We start from the raw sequence: 14,379 nt of genomic DNA, 5'->3' as shown, positions 1-14,379 counted from the left end.
CCGCGGGCCGGGTGCGTCCGTCGAGGCGGCAAATGGACGTGCCGCCTCCGGTTCCAGTGGCCGCGGTGTCGCAAGGAGGAGCCATCGAGCTTCGGGAACAGTCCACGGCCGAGGGCCCCCCGGCCGTGCCCCCCGCGTCGGTCGGCGAGCAGCCCGTACCGGCGGACCGGTCCGGCCGGGCGCACTCCTTCCTCGCCCCGGCCGCACTCGCCCTGGCCCTCGGCCTGTGGGGCATCACCCGGCAGGGGACGATGTGGCGCGACGAGTCCGTCACCTACCAGGTCGCGCACCGGAGCCTCCCGGAGATCTGGCAGCTCCTCCAGAACGCCGATGCCGTCCACGGCCTCTACTACTTCCTGATGCACGGCCTCTTCGCCCTCTGGGAGGGCGGCCTCGTCACCCTCCGGCTGCCGTCCGTGCTGGCCGTGGCCGTGGCCGCCGGTCTGGTGGGACTGACCGGGTGCCGCATCACCGGGCGCCGGGCGGGCCTGCTCAGCGGCCTCGTCTTCGCGCTCACCCCCGAGGTGCAGATGTACGCCCAGGAGGGGCGCTCCTACGCGCTCGTCTGCGCGCTCGTCGCACTGGGCACCTATCTGCTCCTGCGCTGTCTGACCGAACCGTCCCGCCGCCTCTGGATCCTCTACGGGCTCTCCCTGCTCGCCGCGAGCTGGCTCCACGAGTTCGCGGTCCTGGCGCTGCCCGCACACGGCATCACCGTGCTCGTTCGCCGCGCGGACCGGCCCGTCCGGCGCGCATGGGCGGTGGTGGCGGCCTCCGTTGCCGCCGGCCTGGTCCCGCTGATCCTGCTCAGCGCGGGCCAGTCCGGCCAGGTGTCGTGGATCAGCGGCCCTAAGCCCAGGGAATGGCTGGAGATCACGGGCGTGGCCGTGGTGGCCGTGCTCTGCGCCAGGTACCCCGCCGCCGACCGCAGACCTCTCCTCCTGCCGCGTCTCGCCCTGCCCCTCGCGGTGCTCCCGACGGCCCTGCTGCTGCTGTCGGCGGTCCATGAGCCCATGTACGTGGACCGGTACGTCCTCTTCACCGACATCGGTTTCGCCCTGCTCGTCGGCACCTCTCTGAGCGCGCTCGTCACGGCCGCCTCCCGGCGTGGACCGCTCCGCGCCCGGCTTCCCCGGGCCACGGTCCTGACGGCGGCGGCTCTCGCGGCCGTGCTCGCGCTCACCCCGGTGACGCTGCAGATGCGGACCCCGGACAGCAGGAAGGACGACGTGACGGCGGTCGCCGAGGAGGTCCGGCGCGTCTCCGCCCCCGGCGACGGGGTCGTGTTCGCGCCCTCACGCCGGCGCGAGTGGAGGCTTTCCCACCCGGACGAGTACGGCGGTCTTGTCGACCTCGCGCTCCGAACGACGCCCCGGGCTTCCGCGTCCCTCCAGGGCGAGGAACTCCCCGCCTCCAGGATCCGCGCCCGCATGCTGTCGATGGACCGGATCGTCGTGCTGAGCGACCCGCCGGGCCAGCCGGAGGACACGGTGCCGCAGGAGGCGGTCAAACGCGAAGTCCTGCGCACCCACTTCCACGAGTGCTCCCGCACCCAGGTCAAGGGCGCTCAGGTGACCCTCTACGCCCGCGACGGGGAGTGCCCGGGCGCGCGCGGGAACTGACGGGCTGACAGCCGCGGGAGCCCTCCTCACCTCCCGTTATCAGGCTGCCGGCAGCGGGGCCGGTTCCGCCCGCGTCAGGAGGGGGCTCTTGTGGCGGAGCAGCCATTGCCGGTAGGCGGCCGCCCGCAGGGCCGCCTCGCGGTAAGCGGCGGTCAGGTCCGCGTACACCGATTCGTACAGCTCGCCCGAGGGCCCGGGTCTGGAGAAGAGCAGGAGGCGGACGGCGAGGGGGTCGCCACGGAGGGGGCGGACGGCCATGTCCTCGCGGGGCATGGAGGTCGGCTGGCAGGGCGCGACGACTTCGCCGACGGCGATCAGGGAGGCGGCGGTGTGATAGTCGCCGTGCAGGACGGGCGGGTGGATCCCGGCGGCGCCCAGTACCCGCCGCAGCCCGTCCCACTCCCCGTCCACCGTCGGGTCGACCATCCAGCGGTCATGGGCCAGATCGGCGAGATCCACGACGGGGGCGGCAGCGGCGGGATGGTCCCGTGCCAGGGAGACGAACTGCGGCTCCCGCTCCACCAGTACCCGCACGCACAGTCCGTCCGGCACCAGTAACGGGCACCCCTCCACCTCGTGCACGAAGGCGACGTCGAGCTGACCGGCGGCGACCATCCGCAGCAAGGCGTTGGCGGACACGTCCATGTGGAGCGAGATCTCGGTGCCCGGCAGCCGGCCCCGCAGGCGGCGCAGCCAGCCGGCGAGCGCCCGGCTGGCGGTCGACCCGATGCGCAGCAGCGGACCGCCCTCGCCGGCCGCGGCGGCCCTCGCCTCCACGACGAGCGCGCCCATCTCCGCGACGAGCGGCCGCGCCCGGCTCAGTACGGAACGGCCGAGCGGGGTCGGTCGGCAGCCGGTGCGCTCCCGTGAGAAGAGTGCGGCCCCCAGGAAGTTCTCGATACGGCGCAGTTGTGTCGTCAGGGACGGCTGGCTGACACCGAGCTGCCGGGCGGCTTTGTGCAGGCTGCCGGTGTCGGCTATGGCGCACAGCGCACGCAGGTGCCTCACCTCGAGCTCCATGCTCCCGAGCGTAGAGCTGCACCAACTGCCACACCAGACACCGTAGTCGGGGCAGGACGGGCGGATCGGGACAGGCTGCTGCGGAGTGGGTGATGCGCCCGCGCTATCGCCCCCTGGCATCATCCGCGCGGCGGTGCGCCTCCCCGAGACTTCGGCTACCGAACTTCGTTCATCGGACGAGTAGGAGCCCCCCATGCGTCACACCAGAACGTTATTCTCCGCCGTCGTCGGACTGGGCCTCGCCGCCGCCCTCGGCACCGTGCCCGCCACCGCCGCCAACTCCCCTGCGGCCGCGGTGACATCCTCCTCCGCCTCGTACGCCGCGTACGAAGGCTCCGCCGAGGACGCGAAGGCGACCAGGGCCTTCTTCGACGCCGTCGTGAAGTCGGTCGCGGAAAAGCGCGCGGCGAACCCCGGCGCGCAGGCCGTGACCGTCGTCTACAACGCGAGCAACGCGCCCACGTTCCGCACCCAGATAGCGCGCAGCACCCAGATATGGAACGGCTCGGTCAGCAATGTCCGGCTCGTCGAGGGTTCGGGCGCGGACTTCGCCTACTACGAGGGCAACGACTCGCGCGGCTCGTACGCGAGCACCGACGGGCACGGCCGCGGCTACATCTTCCTGGACTACCGGCAGAACCAGCAGTACAACTCCACCCGCGTCACGGCGCATGAGACCGGGCACGTGCTCGGGCTGCCGGACCACTACTCGGGTCCGTGCAGCGAGCTGATGTCGGGCGGCGGCCCCGGTACCTCGTGCCAGAACGCCTACCCGAACTCGGCGGAACGCTCCCGGGTGAACCAGCTCTGGGCGAACGGGCTCGCGGCAGCGATCGCCAAGGTCTCCTGACACCGGGAGCCGGCCACCGGGAAGGGGCGCCCCGCAGTGCACGGCGGGGCGCCCTGTCACGTCTGCCGCGAGCCGGTGCTCAGGCCTGGGCCGGTTCGCGCCGGCCGAGCTCGGCGCCGGGCGGCAGTTGGCGGCGGATACTGCCGAGCGCGTCGTCGAAGTCCCCGTCCGCGACACCCGCTTCGTACGCCGCGCCGCCGTAGTGCAGCGTCAGATTGAGGTCCGACCGGTCGAGGGGCGGCACTCCTCCGGTGGGCTCACCCAGTGTCAGCAGACAGCTGAGGGTCGCCTGCTGGACCGTGCCGTCCGCGTGTACGGGCAGGGGCATGTCCCATTCAAGGACGCAGGAGGCCAGCACCTCGGACGCTCCCGCCGCCCTGAGGGCGGCGAAAGTGGCCCCCTCGTACACAACGCCTCTGATGGATGTGCGCAGTTGGCCGCCGCTCGCCGATATGGTGACCGATTCCGCGCCCTGCCGGTCGCGGTACCAGCCCGCCCAGGCTTCCGTAGACTCCGATGACATGCGCGGACTGTAGCGGTAGGGGCGAGCGGGCCGTGCCGCAGGTGCCCCTCAGGATGTGCCGGTCTGCCTGCCGGACGCGTCGTCGGGTGATTCTCCGGCCGGTCCCGCCGCCGATGCGTCGGAGCCGGATGCGCCGGGTCCACCCGTCTCCCCCGGCCCGCCGGACCGGCCCGGCCCGGCCGGAGGGTCGGCCTTCGCCCCGCCCTCAGGGGGGACATAGAGCGGACAGTCAGGATTGCGGCAGGGACCCGGCTCCCACAACGGGACGTACGTCCCCAGCGTCTTGTGCCGCTTCACCACCGATTCCACGGGTTGCCCGCACGCGGCGCACTTCTGCTGCGGGTCGTGACTCGTACGCGGTACTTCACGTCCTTTGCTGCCCATACGGCCAGAATAAGTCGGTATGGACAGCTCGGACAGCCAAGCCCTTACGGACAGCCACCGGCGGCCGGCCCGCCTATGCCCTGGCCCTCCTCCTTCTTGCGCTCATGCGGATGGGCGAGCGCTGTACCCGACGACTCGGGCGCATACCGGCGCCCGACCGGACCGGAGCCCTGACCACTTCAGACATAGTGCTTCAGTTGAAATTGTTACGCAGTGCTGTGAGCGGCTCAGCGGTTACGGCGGGTGACGAATTCGGCCAAGGAGAGCAGGTCGCCGGCCGCGGCCAGGTCCGGGACGGCCCGGGACAGCTGCCCGACCGCCCGTGACATCCGCTCACCGGCATGTGTCTGGGCCCAGTCCCGCCCTCCGGCCCGTTCGACCGCGTCGGCGGCGCGGCGGACCGCCGACGCGCTCATCGGCCCCCGGTACAACTCGGCCAGTTCGGCCGCCGCCGCCGTGCCGGAGGCCAGCGCGGCGACCACCGGAAGCGACTTCTTGTGCGCCGCGAGATCCGCGCCGGCCGGCTTGCCCGTCTGCTCGGGGTCGCCCCAGATCCCGATGAGGTCGTCGATGAGCTGGAACGCCAGTCCGGCCTCTCTCCCGAAGGCGTCCATCGCCGCGGCCTGCTCCTCGTCCGCGCCGGCGTACAGGGCTCCGAGGGCACAGGCACAGCCGAGCAGCGCCCCGGTCTTGGCCGTCGCCATGGCGAGGCACTCCTCCAGGGTGACCTCGAGCGGCGGACGTTCCTCGAAGGCGCAGTCGGCCTGCTGGCCCGCACACAGCTCGATGACGCAGGCCGCCAGCCGCACCGACGCGGGGACGGATGCCGCATGCCGGTCCTCCGCGAGGAGCCGCAGCGCGAGCGCCGACATCGCGTCCCCGGCGACGATGGCGTCGGCGGTGCCGAAGACGCTCCACGCCGTGGGCCGGTGCCTGCGGGTGGGGTCCTCGTCGATCACGTCGTCGTGCATCAGGGTGAAGTTGTGCGCGAGCTCCACCGCGGCGGCCGCCCGCACGGCCTGCCGCGGGTCACCGCCCAGTGCCCGGCACGCGGCGAGCACCAGTGCCGGCCTGACGGCCTTACCCGTGGAACCGGCGGCCGGGGTGCCGTCGGACCGCTCCCAGCCGAAGTGGTACATGGCGATCCGGCGCATGGATCCGGGCAGCGACGCGATGGCTGAGCGGAGTTCGGGATCGACCGCACTGCGGGTGCGTTCGAGGAGGGCGACGGCCTCTCGGCCGCCGACGGTGTCCGGCATGGTCAACTGGCGTTCCTTTCCCGGTGGTGGCTTCTCCTCGCGGGCGGGGACGCGGCGAGCGGCACCGCGCCCCCGAAGGTCACGTCGCCCCTGGGCAGGTCACCGCCAACGGCTCACCTCGACGTTCTCCAGGACGCCGAGCGCGTCCGGGACGAGCACCGCCGCCGAGTAGTAGGCCGTGACCAGATACGAGATGATCGCCTGCTCGTCGATGCCCATGAAGCGGACCGACAGACTCGGCTCGATCTCGTCCGGGATGCCGCTCTGCCGGAGGCCGATGACGCCCTGTTCCTCCTCGCCGGTACGCATGCAGATGATCGACGTCGTCCGGGCCTCGGTGACCGGGATCTTGTTGCACGGGAAGATCGGCACGCCGCGCCAGGCGGGCACATGGTGGCCCGCCACCTCCACGCTGTCGGGCACGAGTCCGCGCCTGTTGCACTCGCGGCCGAAGGCGGCGATGGCGCGCGGATGAGCGAGGAAGAGCTTCGAGCCCCGCCGCCGCGAGAGCAGTTCGTCCATGTCGTCCGGGCTCGGCACGCCGTCGTGCGGCTGCAGCCGCTGCCCGTAGTCGCAGTTGTGGAGGAGGCCGAACTCCCGGTTGTTGACGAGTTCGTGCTCCTGCCGCTCGCGCAGCGCCTCGACGGTCAGCCGCAACTGCTGTTCCGTCTGGTTCATCGGCTGGTTGTAGAGGTCCGCGACGCGACTGTGCACCTTGAGCACCGTCTGGGCGACGCTCAGCTCGTACTCCCGCGGCGCGGCGTCGTAGTCCACGTAGGTGTGCGGCACGACCGCCTCGCCGACATGGCCGGCCGAGAGGTCGATCGCCGCTTCGCCGTACTTGTTGGTGCGCTGGTGGGGCAGCGCCGCGAGGCTCGCCAGGTGCGCCCGCAGCGACTCCGCCCGGTCCGCCAGGTTGAGCACGTCGTCCCTCGTGAGCACGAGGACCGTGCAGGCGGTCGCGGCGCGGGCGGTGTACTGCCAGACCGCTTCCCGGTCCACCAGCGACTGGTCGCCGAAGTAGGCCCCGTCGGCGAGGACTTCGACGACCGCCTCGTCCCCGTACGGTCCCTCCCCCACCTTCTCCACCCTGCCGTGCGCCAGCAGGAAGATCCGGTCCGCCGGCTGGCCGCCGGTCGCCAGCACGTCTCCCGCGGCGAACTCACGCTGTTCGCACCGCCGCGCCAGCTCCGTCAGCGCCGCTTCGTCGTCGAAGTCCCGCAGCGCCGGAAGCTCCCCCAGTTCGGCGGGGATCACGGCGACACGGTCGCCGGTCTGGATGAACGTCACCCGGCCGTCGCCGACCGAGTAGCTGAGGCGGCGGTTCACCCGGTACGTACCACCCTGCACCTGCACCCACGGCAGCATGCGCAGCAGCCAGCGGGAGGTGATCTCCTGCATCTGCGGGACGGACTTGGTGGTGGTCGCGAGATTCCGTGCGGCAGCGGTACCGAGACTCTGTTGGGGTGCCTGGTCGCGCATGTCCTCGCCGACGGAACCAACCGAACCAACCGTCATGAGACTCCCTCTCGATCATGTTCTGACCTGCGAAAGCAAGCCTCCCAGTGCGCTGTGTGAGTACGCCATTACACAAATGAGTGTGACTGGATCACCGCGGACCGGGGCAGGAGCCGGGCTCGTTCACACATCCCGCCAGAATGGGTTCATGTCCGAAAGAACATCGTCCGATCCGGTGGCCGCGCTGCGGCCCCGTCTGCCGTCGCCGCTTCAGCCGGTCGAGGACGAGCGCTTCTCCCGGCACGGCGTACGGCTGCTCCTCAAGCGTGACGACCTGATCCACCCGGACCTGCCGGGCAACAAGTGGCGCAAGCTGGCACCGAACCTGCGGGCGGCGGCGGGCCGGCCGGTGCTGACCTTCGGCGGCGCGTACTCCAACCATCTGCGCGCCACAGCCGCCGCGGGCCGGCTGCTCGGCTTCCGCACGATCGGCGTCGTCCGCGGTGACGAGCTCGCCGGCCGCCCGCTGAACCCGTCACTTGCCCGGTGCGCCGCGGACGGCATGCGCCTGCTGTTCGTCGACCGCGCCACCTATCGAGCCAAGGACGACCCGGGCACACTCGCCCGGATCCTCCGGGCGGCGGCGCCGGACGACGTGTACGTCGTCCCCGAGGGCGGCAGCAACGCAGCGGCCGCCGCGGGCTGCGCCGGACTCGGCCGCGAGCTGCGCGGCCTCGCCGACGTGGTGGCCGTCGCCTGCGGCACCGGCGGCACCCTCGCCGGGCTGGCGGCCGGACTCGGCGACCGGCAGCGGGCCCTCGGCGTCCCGGTACTGAAGGGCGGGTTCCTCGGCGCGACGGTCCTTGCCCTTCAGGAAGAGGCCTTCGGCGGCCCCACCGGCAACTGGTCCCTGGACGAACGCTTCCACTTCGGCGGGTACGCCCGTACCACTCCTGAACTCGAGGCGTTCGCGGCCGCATTCGGCGCTCGCCACGGCCTTCCCGTGGAGCGCGTCTACGTCGCGAAACTGCTCAACGCACTCGTGGAACTCGCCGCGGAAGGGGCCTTCCCGCCCGGCACGACGGTCGCCGCCGTCATCACCGGACAGGAGGACGGGCGGGGAACCGGCGTCGCCGGGTGACGGCTCAGGCGGTTTCCTCGCGGTAGGCCGCCGCCTCTTCCAGGTCGAGCCTGCGCAGCAGTTTGCGCAGCATCTCGTCGTCGATGACCCGCTGGTTCCGCAGGTCCACGAACACGTCCCGTTCCGCCGCGATCATTTCCCTCGCGAGCCGTCGGTAGGTGTCGTCGGCCGATTCACCGGTCGTCTCGTCCACCGAGCCGAGCCTCTCCCACACCGAGTTCCTGCGGCGTTCCAGCACCGTGCGCAGCCGCTGCTCCAGAGGTTGCGGCAGCCTGTTGCGATCGTCCGCGAGCAGTTCCTCCAGCCGCCGCTCCGCCGCTGCGGACGCCTGGCTCTGCGCCTGGGCCTCCGCGAGGGTCTCCGCCTGGACGTCGCGGCCGGGGATCTTCAGCGCACGGATCAGCGGCGGCAGCGTCAGCCCCTGCACGACCAGCGTTCCGATCACGGTGGTGAAGGTGAGGAACAGGACCAGGTTGCGCGCCGGGAAGTCCGCTCCGTCGGACGTCGTCAGCGGGATGGAGAAGGCGATGGCGAGCGAGACGACACCGCGCATGCCGGCCCAGCCGACGATCAGCGGCGCCGCCCGGCCGGGGTCCGGCTCGCGTTCCCTGATCCGCCGGGACAGCATGCGCGGCAGGAACGTCGCCGGATAGACCCAGACGAACCGCACCACCACCACGGCGAGGAACACCCCTGCCGCGTACCAGAGGGACTCCCCCACGCCGTAGTCGCCCAGCTCCCCCACCACGATCGCCAGTTGCAGCCCGATCAGCGCGAAGACGGTGGACTCGAGGACGAACGCGACCATCTTCCAGACGGCCTCCTCCTGGAGCCGGGTCGCGAAGTCGACCTGGTACGCGTGGTGGCCCAGGTAGAGCGCGACGACGACCACGGCCAGGACTCCGGAGGCGTGGACCTGCTCGGCGGCGGCGTAGGCGATGAACGGGATGAGCAGCGACAGGATGTTCTGCAGCAGCGCTTCCTTCAGGTGCTTGCGCAGCCAGTGGATCGGGATCATCAGCGCCAGACCGACGCCGACCCCGCCGACGGAGGCCAGCGCGAACTCCGCCAACCCTTCGCCCCAGCTGGTGCCGGCTCCGATCGCGGCCGCGAGGGCGACCTTGAAGGCGGTGATCGCGGTGGCATCGTTCACCAAGGATTCACCTTGGAGGATCGTGGTGATCCGGGTGGGCAGGCCGAGCCTGCGCGCGATGGCCGTCGCGGCGACGGCGTCCGGCGGCGCGATCACCGCACCGAGCACCAAGGCCGTCGCCAGGGGCAGATCCGGCACCAGCAGATAGGCGAGGCAGCCGACCGCCACCGTCGCGAACAGGACATAGCCCACGGACAGCAGCGCGATGGGACGGATGTTGGCCCGCAGGTCGAGGTACGAACTGTCCAGCGCGGCGAGGTGCAGCAGCGGCGGCAGCACCAGCGGCAGCACGATGTGCGGGTCGAGGTGGTACTCGGGAACTCCCGGCACGTACGAGGCGGCCAGCCCGGCCGCCACCAGCAGCAGCGGCGCCGGGACCGGTGTCCTCCGGGCCGCCCCGGCCACCGCCGCGCTCACCGCGATCAGTCCGACCAGCGGCAATGCTTCCATCACACCGACCTCACGTCCGTCGTCCCCGTCGTAATCTGGCAATCATGAGCGAGTGCCCCCACGTAGCAGAACTGCCGCGCCCCGAACCGGCGCCGCTGACCGACACGTGTCCGGAATGCCTGGCCGTCGGGAGCCACCCGGTCCAGCTGAGACTCTGCCTGGCTTGTGGGCACGTGGGCTGCTGCGACTCCTCGCCGATGCGGCACGCGAGCGCGCACTTCCGCGAGACGGGGCACGCGGTGATGCGCAGTTTCGAGCCGGGACAGGTGTGGCGGTGGTGCTTCGTCGACGGTTCGATCGTCTGACGCCTGGGTACGTCAACCATCCGCCGCCCCCTCTCAATTGGGCGGCGCAGACCTCTAGCCACTGTGTGTACTCATGGGCTTACATTGAGTGACACTTGTAGGCATGGGGGTCCTGGCGACACGGCACCATGGATCGCGATAGCGTCGCCAGGCCAGACCTGGCTGCGTGACCGACCGCGTAACGCACGGCCGCGGGGCCTCTGCCCCCGGCCCGGAAAGAGCTTGTGCCACCTTGGAGGTGAGGGTGTCCCATATTGCAGGCGAGCCCGGGACCCAGGACTTCGTGGAAGTCCGGCTGCCCGCTGCGGGTGCCTACCTGTCCGTACTGCGAACGGCCACCGCCGGCCTCGCAGCGCGCTTGGACTTCACCCTCGACGAGATCGAGGACCTGCGGATCGCGGTGGACGAGGCGTGCGCGATCCTGTTGCAGCAGGCCGTCCCGGGGTCCGTCCTGAGCTGTGTGTTCCGGCTCGTCGACGACTCGCTGGAGGTGACGGTCTCCGCGCCCACCACCGACGGCCGGGCGCCGGAGCGTGACACGTTCGCCTGGACGGTGCTCTCCGCACTGGCCGGCAAGGTCGACTCGTCGGTCGCCGACGACCGCACGGTCGCCATCAGTCTGTACAAGCAGCGCGGCGCGGGACCCGGGCCGGCGTGAGCAGCGGAAACGGGGACGGTTCGATGCGGGAGGACGAGGAGCGAGGCCCGAGGGTGCTGAGCGCGTCGGCCGGCATCCCTGAGCAGCAGGCGCGGCCGCACCCGGTGGTGGACGAACCTGATGGCCGTACGGCCTCGGCAGAGCGGGCGGACCGTATGAGCGAGCACCAGCAGGATCATCACCCCCATGACCGCAGCGGCGCGCGGGCGATGTTCATCGAACTGCGCAAGCTGCCCGACGGGTCGCCCGAGCGGGCCGAGCTGCGCAACCAGCTGGTCCGGATGCATCTGCCGCTGGTCGAACACCTGGCGCGGCGGTTCCGTAACCGCGGCGAGCCGCTGGACGACCTCACCCAGGTCGCGACGATCGGCCTGATCAAGTCGGTGGACCGGTTCGATCCGGATCGCGGTGTCGAGTTCTCGACCTACGCGACCCCGACGGTGGTCGGCGAGATCAAGCGCCATTTCCGCGACAAGGGCTGGGCGGTGCGGGTGCCGCGCCGTCTTCAGGAGCTGCGGCTCTCGCTCACGACCGCGACGGCCGAGCTCTCCCAGCAACACGGCCGGTCCCCGACCGTGCACGAGCTGGCGGAGCGCCTCGGCATCTCGGAGGAAGAGGTCCTGGAGGGCCTGGAGTCCGCGAACGCGTACTCCACGCTGTCCCTTGACGTCCCCGACACGGACGACGAGTCCCCGGCGGTGGCGGACACGCTCGGCGCCGAGGACGAGGCCCTGGAGGGCGTCGAGTACCGCGAGTCACTCAAGCCTCTCCTGGAGGGCCTCCCGCCGCGGGAGAAGCGGATCCTGCTGCTGCGTTTCTTCGGGAACATGACCCAGTCCCAGATCGCGCAGGAGGTCGGCATCTCCCAGATGCACGTCTCCCGCCTCCTCGCCCGCACCCTGGCGCAACTCCGCGAACGCCTCCTGGTCGAGGAGTAACCCTCGACGAAACGCTGCACCGACCCCGCAAGGGAAGCCGAGCGGACGGTGGGAGCCCCCAGTACCGGAACGGGCGTGAGGGGGGCGGGGTCGTAGCAGGGGGTGTCCGGAAGTAAAGCGTCGCAACTCGCGCGCAGCGCGGTGAGGACAGCCATTCCGGACACCCCCTCCGGAGGCCCCGTCCCCCGCACCACCACGCCGCAGGCGACGCCCGCAAGGGCGGCACCACCACCGGCACAGCACGCCGTGCAAGGGCCACGCGCCACCGGACAGGGCCGGACCGGACCAGGACCGCCACGCCCCGCAGGGCGAAACGCACCCGGCCGGGGCCACGCCAGAACGTGCCGCCGCCCAAGGTCTACGCGCGGCTACGGATCCCCAGCGCCTGCGCCGTCGTCGGGTTCACCAGCAGCACCAGGCCCGTCACGACGACCGCCGCCAGCACCACGCCCAGCGGAATCAGCGCGCCGGACGCCCGCAGCAGCGTCCACGCGGGGATCATCCCGATCAGCTGGGTGATGATCGCCGGTCCGCGGCTCCAGCTGCGCTGCCGCAGCAGCCCCCGCGCCGCCACCAGCGGGATCGCCCCGAGGGCCATCAGCGTCAGGCCGCCCATCTCCGCCTGGGACGGGCTGTCGGGCCGGCCGAGCAGACCCATCACGAGCATGTACACGCCGCCCGCCACCAGCGCCAGCCCTTCGGCGGCGCACACCGCAGCCGCGGCGGTCAGTCGGGTGGGGCGGCCGGGGGCGGAGGTCTGGTCGTCGCTGCTCACCCATGCAGGGTAGCCGCGACCCGAGCGCGGGCGACCGCCCCCCGGGCAGGCCACCTCGCCCGTGCCCCGTCCGCCGTCATCCCACCCACCCCGCATCCCGCACCCCGAAACCCGGACTGGGCCAGGTACCCCCCAGTAGGTACGCTGCATCGCATGCGCGCACTTCTCGTGGTCAATCCGGCAGCAACCACCACCAGTGCCCGCACGCGCGACGTACTGATCCACGCACTCGCGAGCGAGATGAAGATCGAGGCGGTCACCACCGAGTACCGCGGCCACGCCCGCGACCTCGGCCGCCGGGCAGCGGAGTCCAGCGACATCGACCTGGTCGTCGCCCTCGGCGGCGACGGCACGGTCAACGAGGTGGTCAACGGCCTGCTGCACAACGGCCCCGACCCGGAGGGCCTCCCCCGCCTCGCGGTCGTCCCCGGCGGCTCCACGAACGTCTTCGCCCGCGCTCTGGGACTGCCGAACGACGCCGTCGAGGCGACCGGCGCGATCCTGGACGCGCTCCGGGACCGGACGGAGCAGACGGTCGGCCTGGGCCTCGCGGCCGGCACGCCCGGCACGGACGACGAGGGCGTCCCGCCGCGCTGGTTCACCTTCTGTGCCGGGCTCGGTTTCGACGCCGGCGTGGTCGGCCGGGTCGAACAGCACCGCGAACGCGGCAAGCGGTCGACGCACGCCCTTTACGTCCGCCAGGTGCTGCGCCAGTTCCTGGACGACCCGCACCGCAGACGCGGGACCATCACCCTGGAGCGGCCCGGCGCGGCCCCGGTGGAGGACCTGGTGCTGTCCATAGTCTGTAACACCTCACCGTGGACCTACCTGGGCAATCGTCCGGTGTACGCGTCCCCGAAGGCCTCCTTCGACACCGCCCTCGACGTGCTCGGACTGTCGAAGCTGTCGACCCCCGCGGTGGCGCGTTACGGCACTCAGCTGCTGACCTCGAGCCCGGAGCGCGGGCCGCACGGAAAGCACGCACTCACACTTCACGACCAGACCGACTTCACCTTGCATTCAAAGGTTCCACTGCCCTTCCAGATGGACGGTGACCACCTGGGGCTGCGCACGAGCGTGACGTTCACAGGCGTTCGCCGTGCACTGCGTGTGATTGTGTGACCGGAACGACCGAAAGTCCTTTATCTCGAACGTACGGACTGGGATCCACCCCATAGAAGTACGGCTGTGACCTAGTCGACACCGAGGAATCAAAAAAAACTTTCCGGAAGGGGTTGTATCCGCCGCCGAGGTTTGCGAATCTCTACATGGCGATCGGGACGGCCCGCAACATCGGCCCCACAGACCGCCGGAACCCCTCCACGAATCCAGGACCCAACGCCGGGCAAACTGGCGATCGGCCCTTCCCTTGCGGGGGGATTCGTGAAAGCGTTCACATTCACAAGCAACCCGCATGTAATACCAAGGAGAGGTAGCAGCCATGGACTGGCGTCACAACGCCGTTTGCCGCGAGGAAGACCCCGAGCTGTTCTTCCCCATCGGCAACACCGGTCCTGCGCTGCTGCAGATCGAAGAAGCCAAGGCCGTCTGCCGTCGCTGCCCCGTCATGGAGCAGTGCCTGCAGTGGGCGCTCGAGTCCGGCCAGGACTCCGGCGTCTGGGGTGGCCTCAGCGAGGACGAGCGCCGCGCGATGAAGCGCCGCGCCGCTCGCAACCGGGCGCGTAACGCCAGCGCCTGACGCCCCCTGCTACCGGCCTCCCGGCGGCGCGTACAGCGAGTACGCACTCACCGCCTTCGAGCCGCAGCGCGCAGTACCCCCGATGCGCATCGCACATGCAGCACGTGAGCTTCGAGCCCCGGACCGTGTCACACGGCCCGGGGC

At 71.1% G+C, this 14,379-nt stretch carries 14 protein-coding genes; 8 read left to right on the top strand and 6 right to left on the bottom strand.

Features of this window, described 5'->3' with window-relative positions; translation table 11 throughout:
• Positions 1-65: 65 nt before the first annotated feature.
• Complete coding sequence (locus ACWGH4_RS17570) at positions 66-1,622, top strand: glycosyltransferase family 39 protein (protein ID WP_453461441.1); 1,557 nt, start codon at positions 66-68, stop codon at positions 1,620-1,622.
• A gap of 39 nt (positions 1,623-1,661) precedes the next feature.
• On the opposite strand, the gene ACWGH4_RS17565 is transcribed toward ACWGH4_RS17570, so the two are convergent.
• Positions 1,662-2,642 (bottom strand): LysR family transcriptional regulator, encoded by a 981-nt coding sequence (locus ACWGH4_RS17565; RefSeq protein ID WP_453461438.1) that lies wholly within the window; start codon positions 2,640-2,642, stop codon positions 1,662-1,664.
• A gap of 193 nt (positions 2,643-2,835) precedes the next feature.
• Between ACWGH4_RS17565 and snpA the strand changes: the two genes are divergently transcribed.
• Entirely contained in the window at positions 2,836-3,492 is a 657-nt protein-coding gene (snpA, locus tag ACWGH4_RS17560; protein WP_453461436.1) for a snapalysin, read from the top strand.
• Positions 3,493-3,571: 79 nt separating this feature from the next.
• Here snpA and ACWGH4_RS17555 read toward each other — a convergent pair whose 3' ends face one another.
• The 3 genes from ACWGH4_RS17555 to ACWGH4_RS17545 form a co-directional block, all read right to left on the bottom strand.
• Positions 3,572-4,015: a DUF6304 family protein gene (locus ACWGH4_RS17555; protein ID WP_453461433.1), complete on the bottom strand. Its 444-nt coding sequence runs from the start codon at positions 4,013-4,015 to the stop codon at positions 3,572-3,574.
• 611 nt (positions 4,016-4,626) lie between these two features.
• Positions 4,627-5,658, bottom strand: coding sequence for a family 2 encapsulin nanocompartment cargo protein polyprenyl transferase (locus tag ACWGH4_RS17550; protein ID WP_453461444.1), 1,032 nt, complete (start codon positions 5,656-5,658; stop codon positions 4,627-4,629).
• Between the two features lie 99 nt (positions 5,659-5,757).
• Positions 5,758-7,176, bottom strand: a complete 1,419-nt coding sequence (locus tag ACWGH4_RS17545) for a family 2B encapsulin nanocompartment shell protein (RefSeq protein ID WP_453461430.1) — start codon at positions 7,174-7,176, stop codon at positions 5,758-5,760.
• 148 nt (positions 7,177-7,324) lie between these two features.
• Between ACWGH4_RS17545 and ACWGH4_RS17540 the strand changes: the two genes are divergently transcribed.
• Positions 7,325-8,257, top strand: coding sequence for a 1-aminocyclopropane-1-carboxylate deaminase/D-cysteine desulfhydrase (locus ACWGH4_RS17540; protein ID WP_453461427.1), 933 nt, complete (start codon positions 7,325-7,327; stop codon positions 8,255-8,257).
• A 4-nt stretch (positions 8,258-8,261) separates the two neighbouring features.
• On the opposite strand, the gene ACWGH4_RS17535 is transcribed toward ACWGH4_RS17540, so the two are convergent.
• A complete protein-coding gene (locus tag ACWGH4_RS17535; protein WP_453461424.1) occupies positions 8,262-9,860 on the bottom strand; it encodes a Na+/H+ antiporter in 1,599 nt (532 codons plus the stop codon).
• Between the two features lie 44 nt (positions 9,861-9,904).
• Here ACWGH4_RS17535 and ACWGH4_RS17530 point away from each other — a divergent pair, with 44 nt between their 5' ends.
• The 3 genes from ACWGH4_RS17530 (at position 9,905) to ACWGH4_RS17520 (ending at position 11,761) form a co-directional block, all read left to right on the top strand.
• Positions 9,905-10,165, top strand: coding sequence for a UBP-type zinc finger domain-containing protein (locus ACWGH4_RS17530; RefSeq protein WP_360041193.1), 261 nt, complete (start codon positions 9,905-9,907; stop codon positions 10,163-10,165).
• A gap of 244 nt (positions 10,166-10,409) precedes the next feature.
• Positions 10,410-10,823, top strand: coding sequence for an ATP-binding protein (locus tag ACWGH4_RS17525; protein WP_005312080.1), 414 nt, complete (start codon positions 10,410-10,412; stop codon positions 10,821-10,823).
• Positions 10,820-11,761, top strand: coding sequence for an RNA polymerase sigma factor SigF (locus ACWGH4_RS17520; RefSeq protein WP_441264123.1), 942 nt, complete (start codon positions 10,820-10,822; stop codon positions 11,759-11,761). Before ACWGH4_RS17525 ends, ACWGH4_RS17520 begins: the two co-directional genes overlap by 4 nt.
• Positions 11,762-12,119: 358 nt before the next feature.
• On the opposite strand, the gene ACWGH4_RS17515 is transcribed toward ACWGH4_RS17520, so the two are convergent.
• Complete coding sequence (locus ACWGH4_RS17515; protein WP_453461420.1) at positions 12,120-12,536, bottom strand: hypothetical protein; 417 nt, start codon at positions 12,534-12,536, stop codon at positions 12,120-12,122.
• A gap of 153 nt (positions 12,537-12,689) precedes the next feature.
• Between ACWGH4_RS17515 and ACWGH4_RS17510 the strand changes: the two genes are divergently transcribed.
• Both ACWGH4_RS17510 and ACWGH4_RS17505 read left to right on the top strand, forming a co-directional pair.
• A complete protein-coding gene (locus ACWGH4_RS17510) occupies positions 12,690-13,658 on the top strand; it encodes a diacylglycerol/lipid kinase family protein (RefSeq protein ID WP_453461417.1) in 969 nt (322 codons plus the stop codon).
• Between the two features lie 319 nt (positions 13,659-13,977).
• Complete coding sequence (locus ACWGH4_RS17505) at positions 13,978-14,235, top strand: WhiB family transcriptional regulator (RefSeq protein WP_003953983.1); 258 nt, start codon at positions 13,978-13,980, stop codon at positions 14,233-14,235.
• The last annotated feature ends 144 nt before the right edge of the window (positions 14,236-14,379 follow it).

The organism is Streptomyces sp. NPDC054847 (genome assembly GCF_053610925.1).
Note: the sequence above shows the minus strand (reverse complement) of the source record. Positions and strands in the feature narration are given on the sequence as shown.

What these genes read in the sequence shown, in the direction of transcription:
- ACWGH4_RS17535 (WP_453461424.1), bottom strand. Translation starts at nt 9,860, where the DNA reads ATGGAAGCATTGCCGCTGGTCGGACTGATCGCGGTGAGCGCGGCGGTG.
- ACWGH4_RS17545 (WP_453461430.1), bottom strand. Translation starts at nt 7,176, where the DNA reads ATGACGGTTGGTTCGGTTGGTTCCGTCGGCGAGGACATGCGCGACCAG.
- ACWGH4_RS17505 (WP_003953983.1), top strand. Translation starts at nt 13,978, where the DNA reads ATGGACTGGCGTCACAACGCCGTTTGCCGCGAGGAAGACCCCGAGCTG.
- ACWGH4_RS17530 (WP_360041193.1), top strand. Translation starts at nt 9,905, where the DNA reads ATGAGCGAGTGCCCCCACGTAGCAGAACTGCCGCGCCCCGAACCGGCG.
- ACWGH4_RS17540 (WP_453461427.1), top strand. Translation starts at nt 7,325, where the DNA reads ATGTCCGAAAGAACATCGTCCGATCCGGTGGCCGCGCTGCGGCCCCGT.
- snpA (WP_453461436.1), top strand. Translation starts at nt 2,836, where the DNA reads ATGCGTCACACCAGAACGTTATTCTCCGCCGTCGTCGGACTGGGCCTC.
- ACWGH4_RS17555 (WP_453461433.1), bottom strand. Translation starts at nt 4,015, where the DNA reads ATGTCATCGGAGTCTACGGAAGCCTGGGCGGGCTGGTACCGCGACCGG.
- ACWGH4_RS17565 (WP_453461438.1), bottom strand. Translation starts at nt 2,642, where the DNA reads ATGGAGCTCGAGGTGAGGCACCTGCGTGCGCTGTGCGCCATAGCCGAC.
- ACWGH4_RS17510 (WP_453461417.1), top strand. Translation starts at nt 12,690, where the DNA reads ATGCGCGCACTTCTCGTGGTCAATCCGGCAGCAACCACCACCAGTGCC.
- ACWGH4_RS17550 (WP_453461444.1), bottom strand. Translation starts at nt 5,658, where the DNA reads ATGCCGGACACCGTCGGCGGCCGAGAGGCCGTCGCCCTCCTCGAACGC.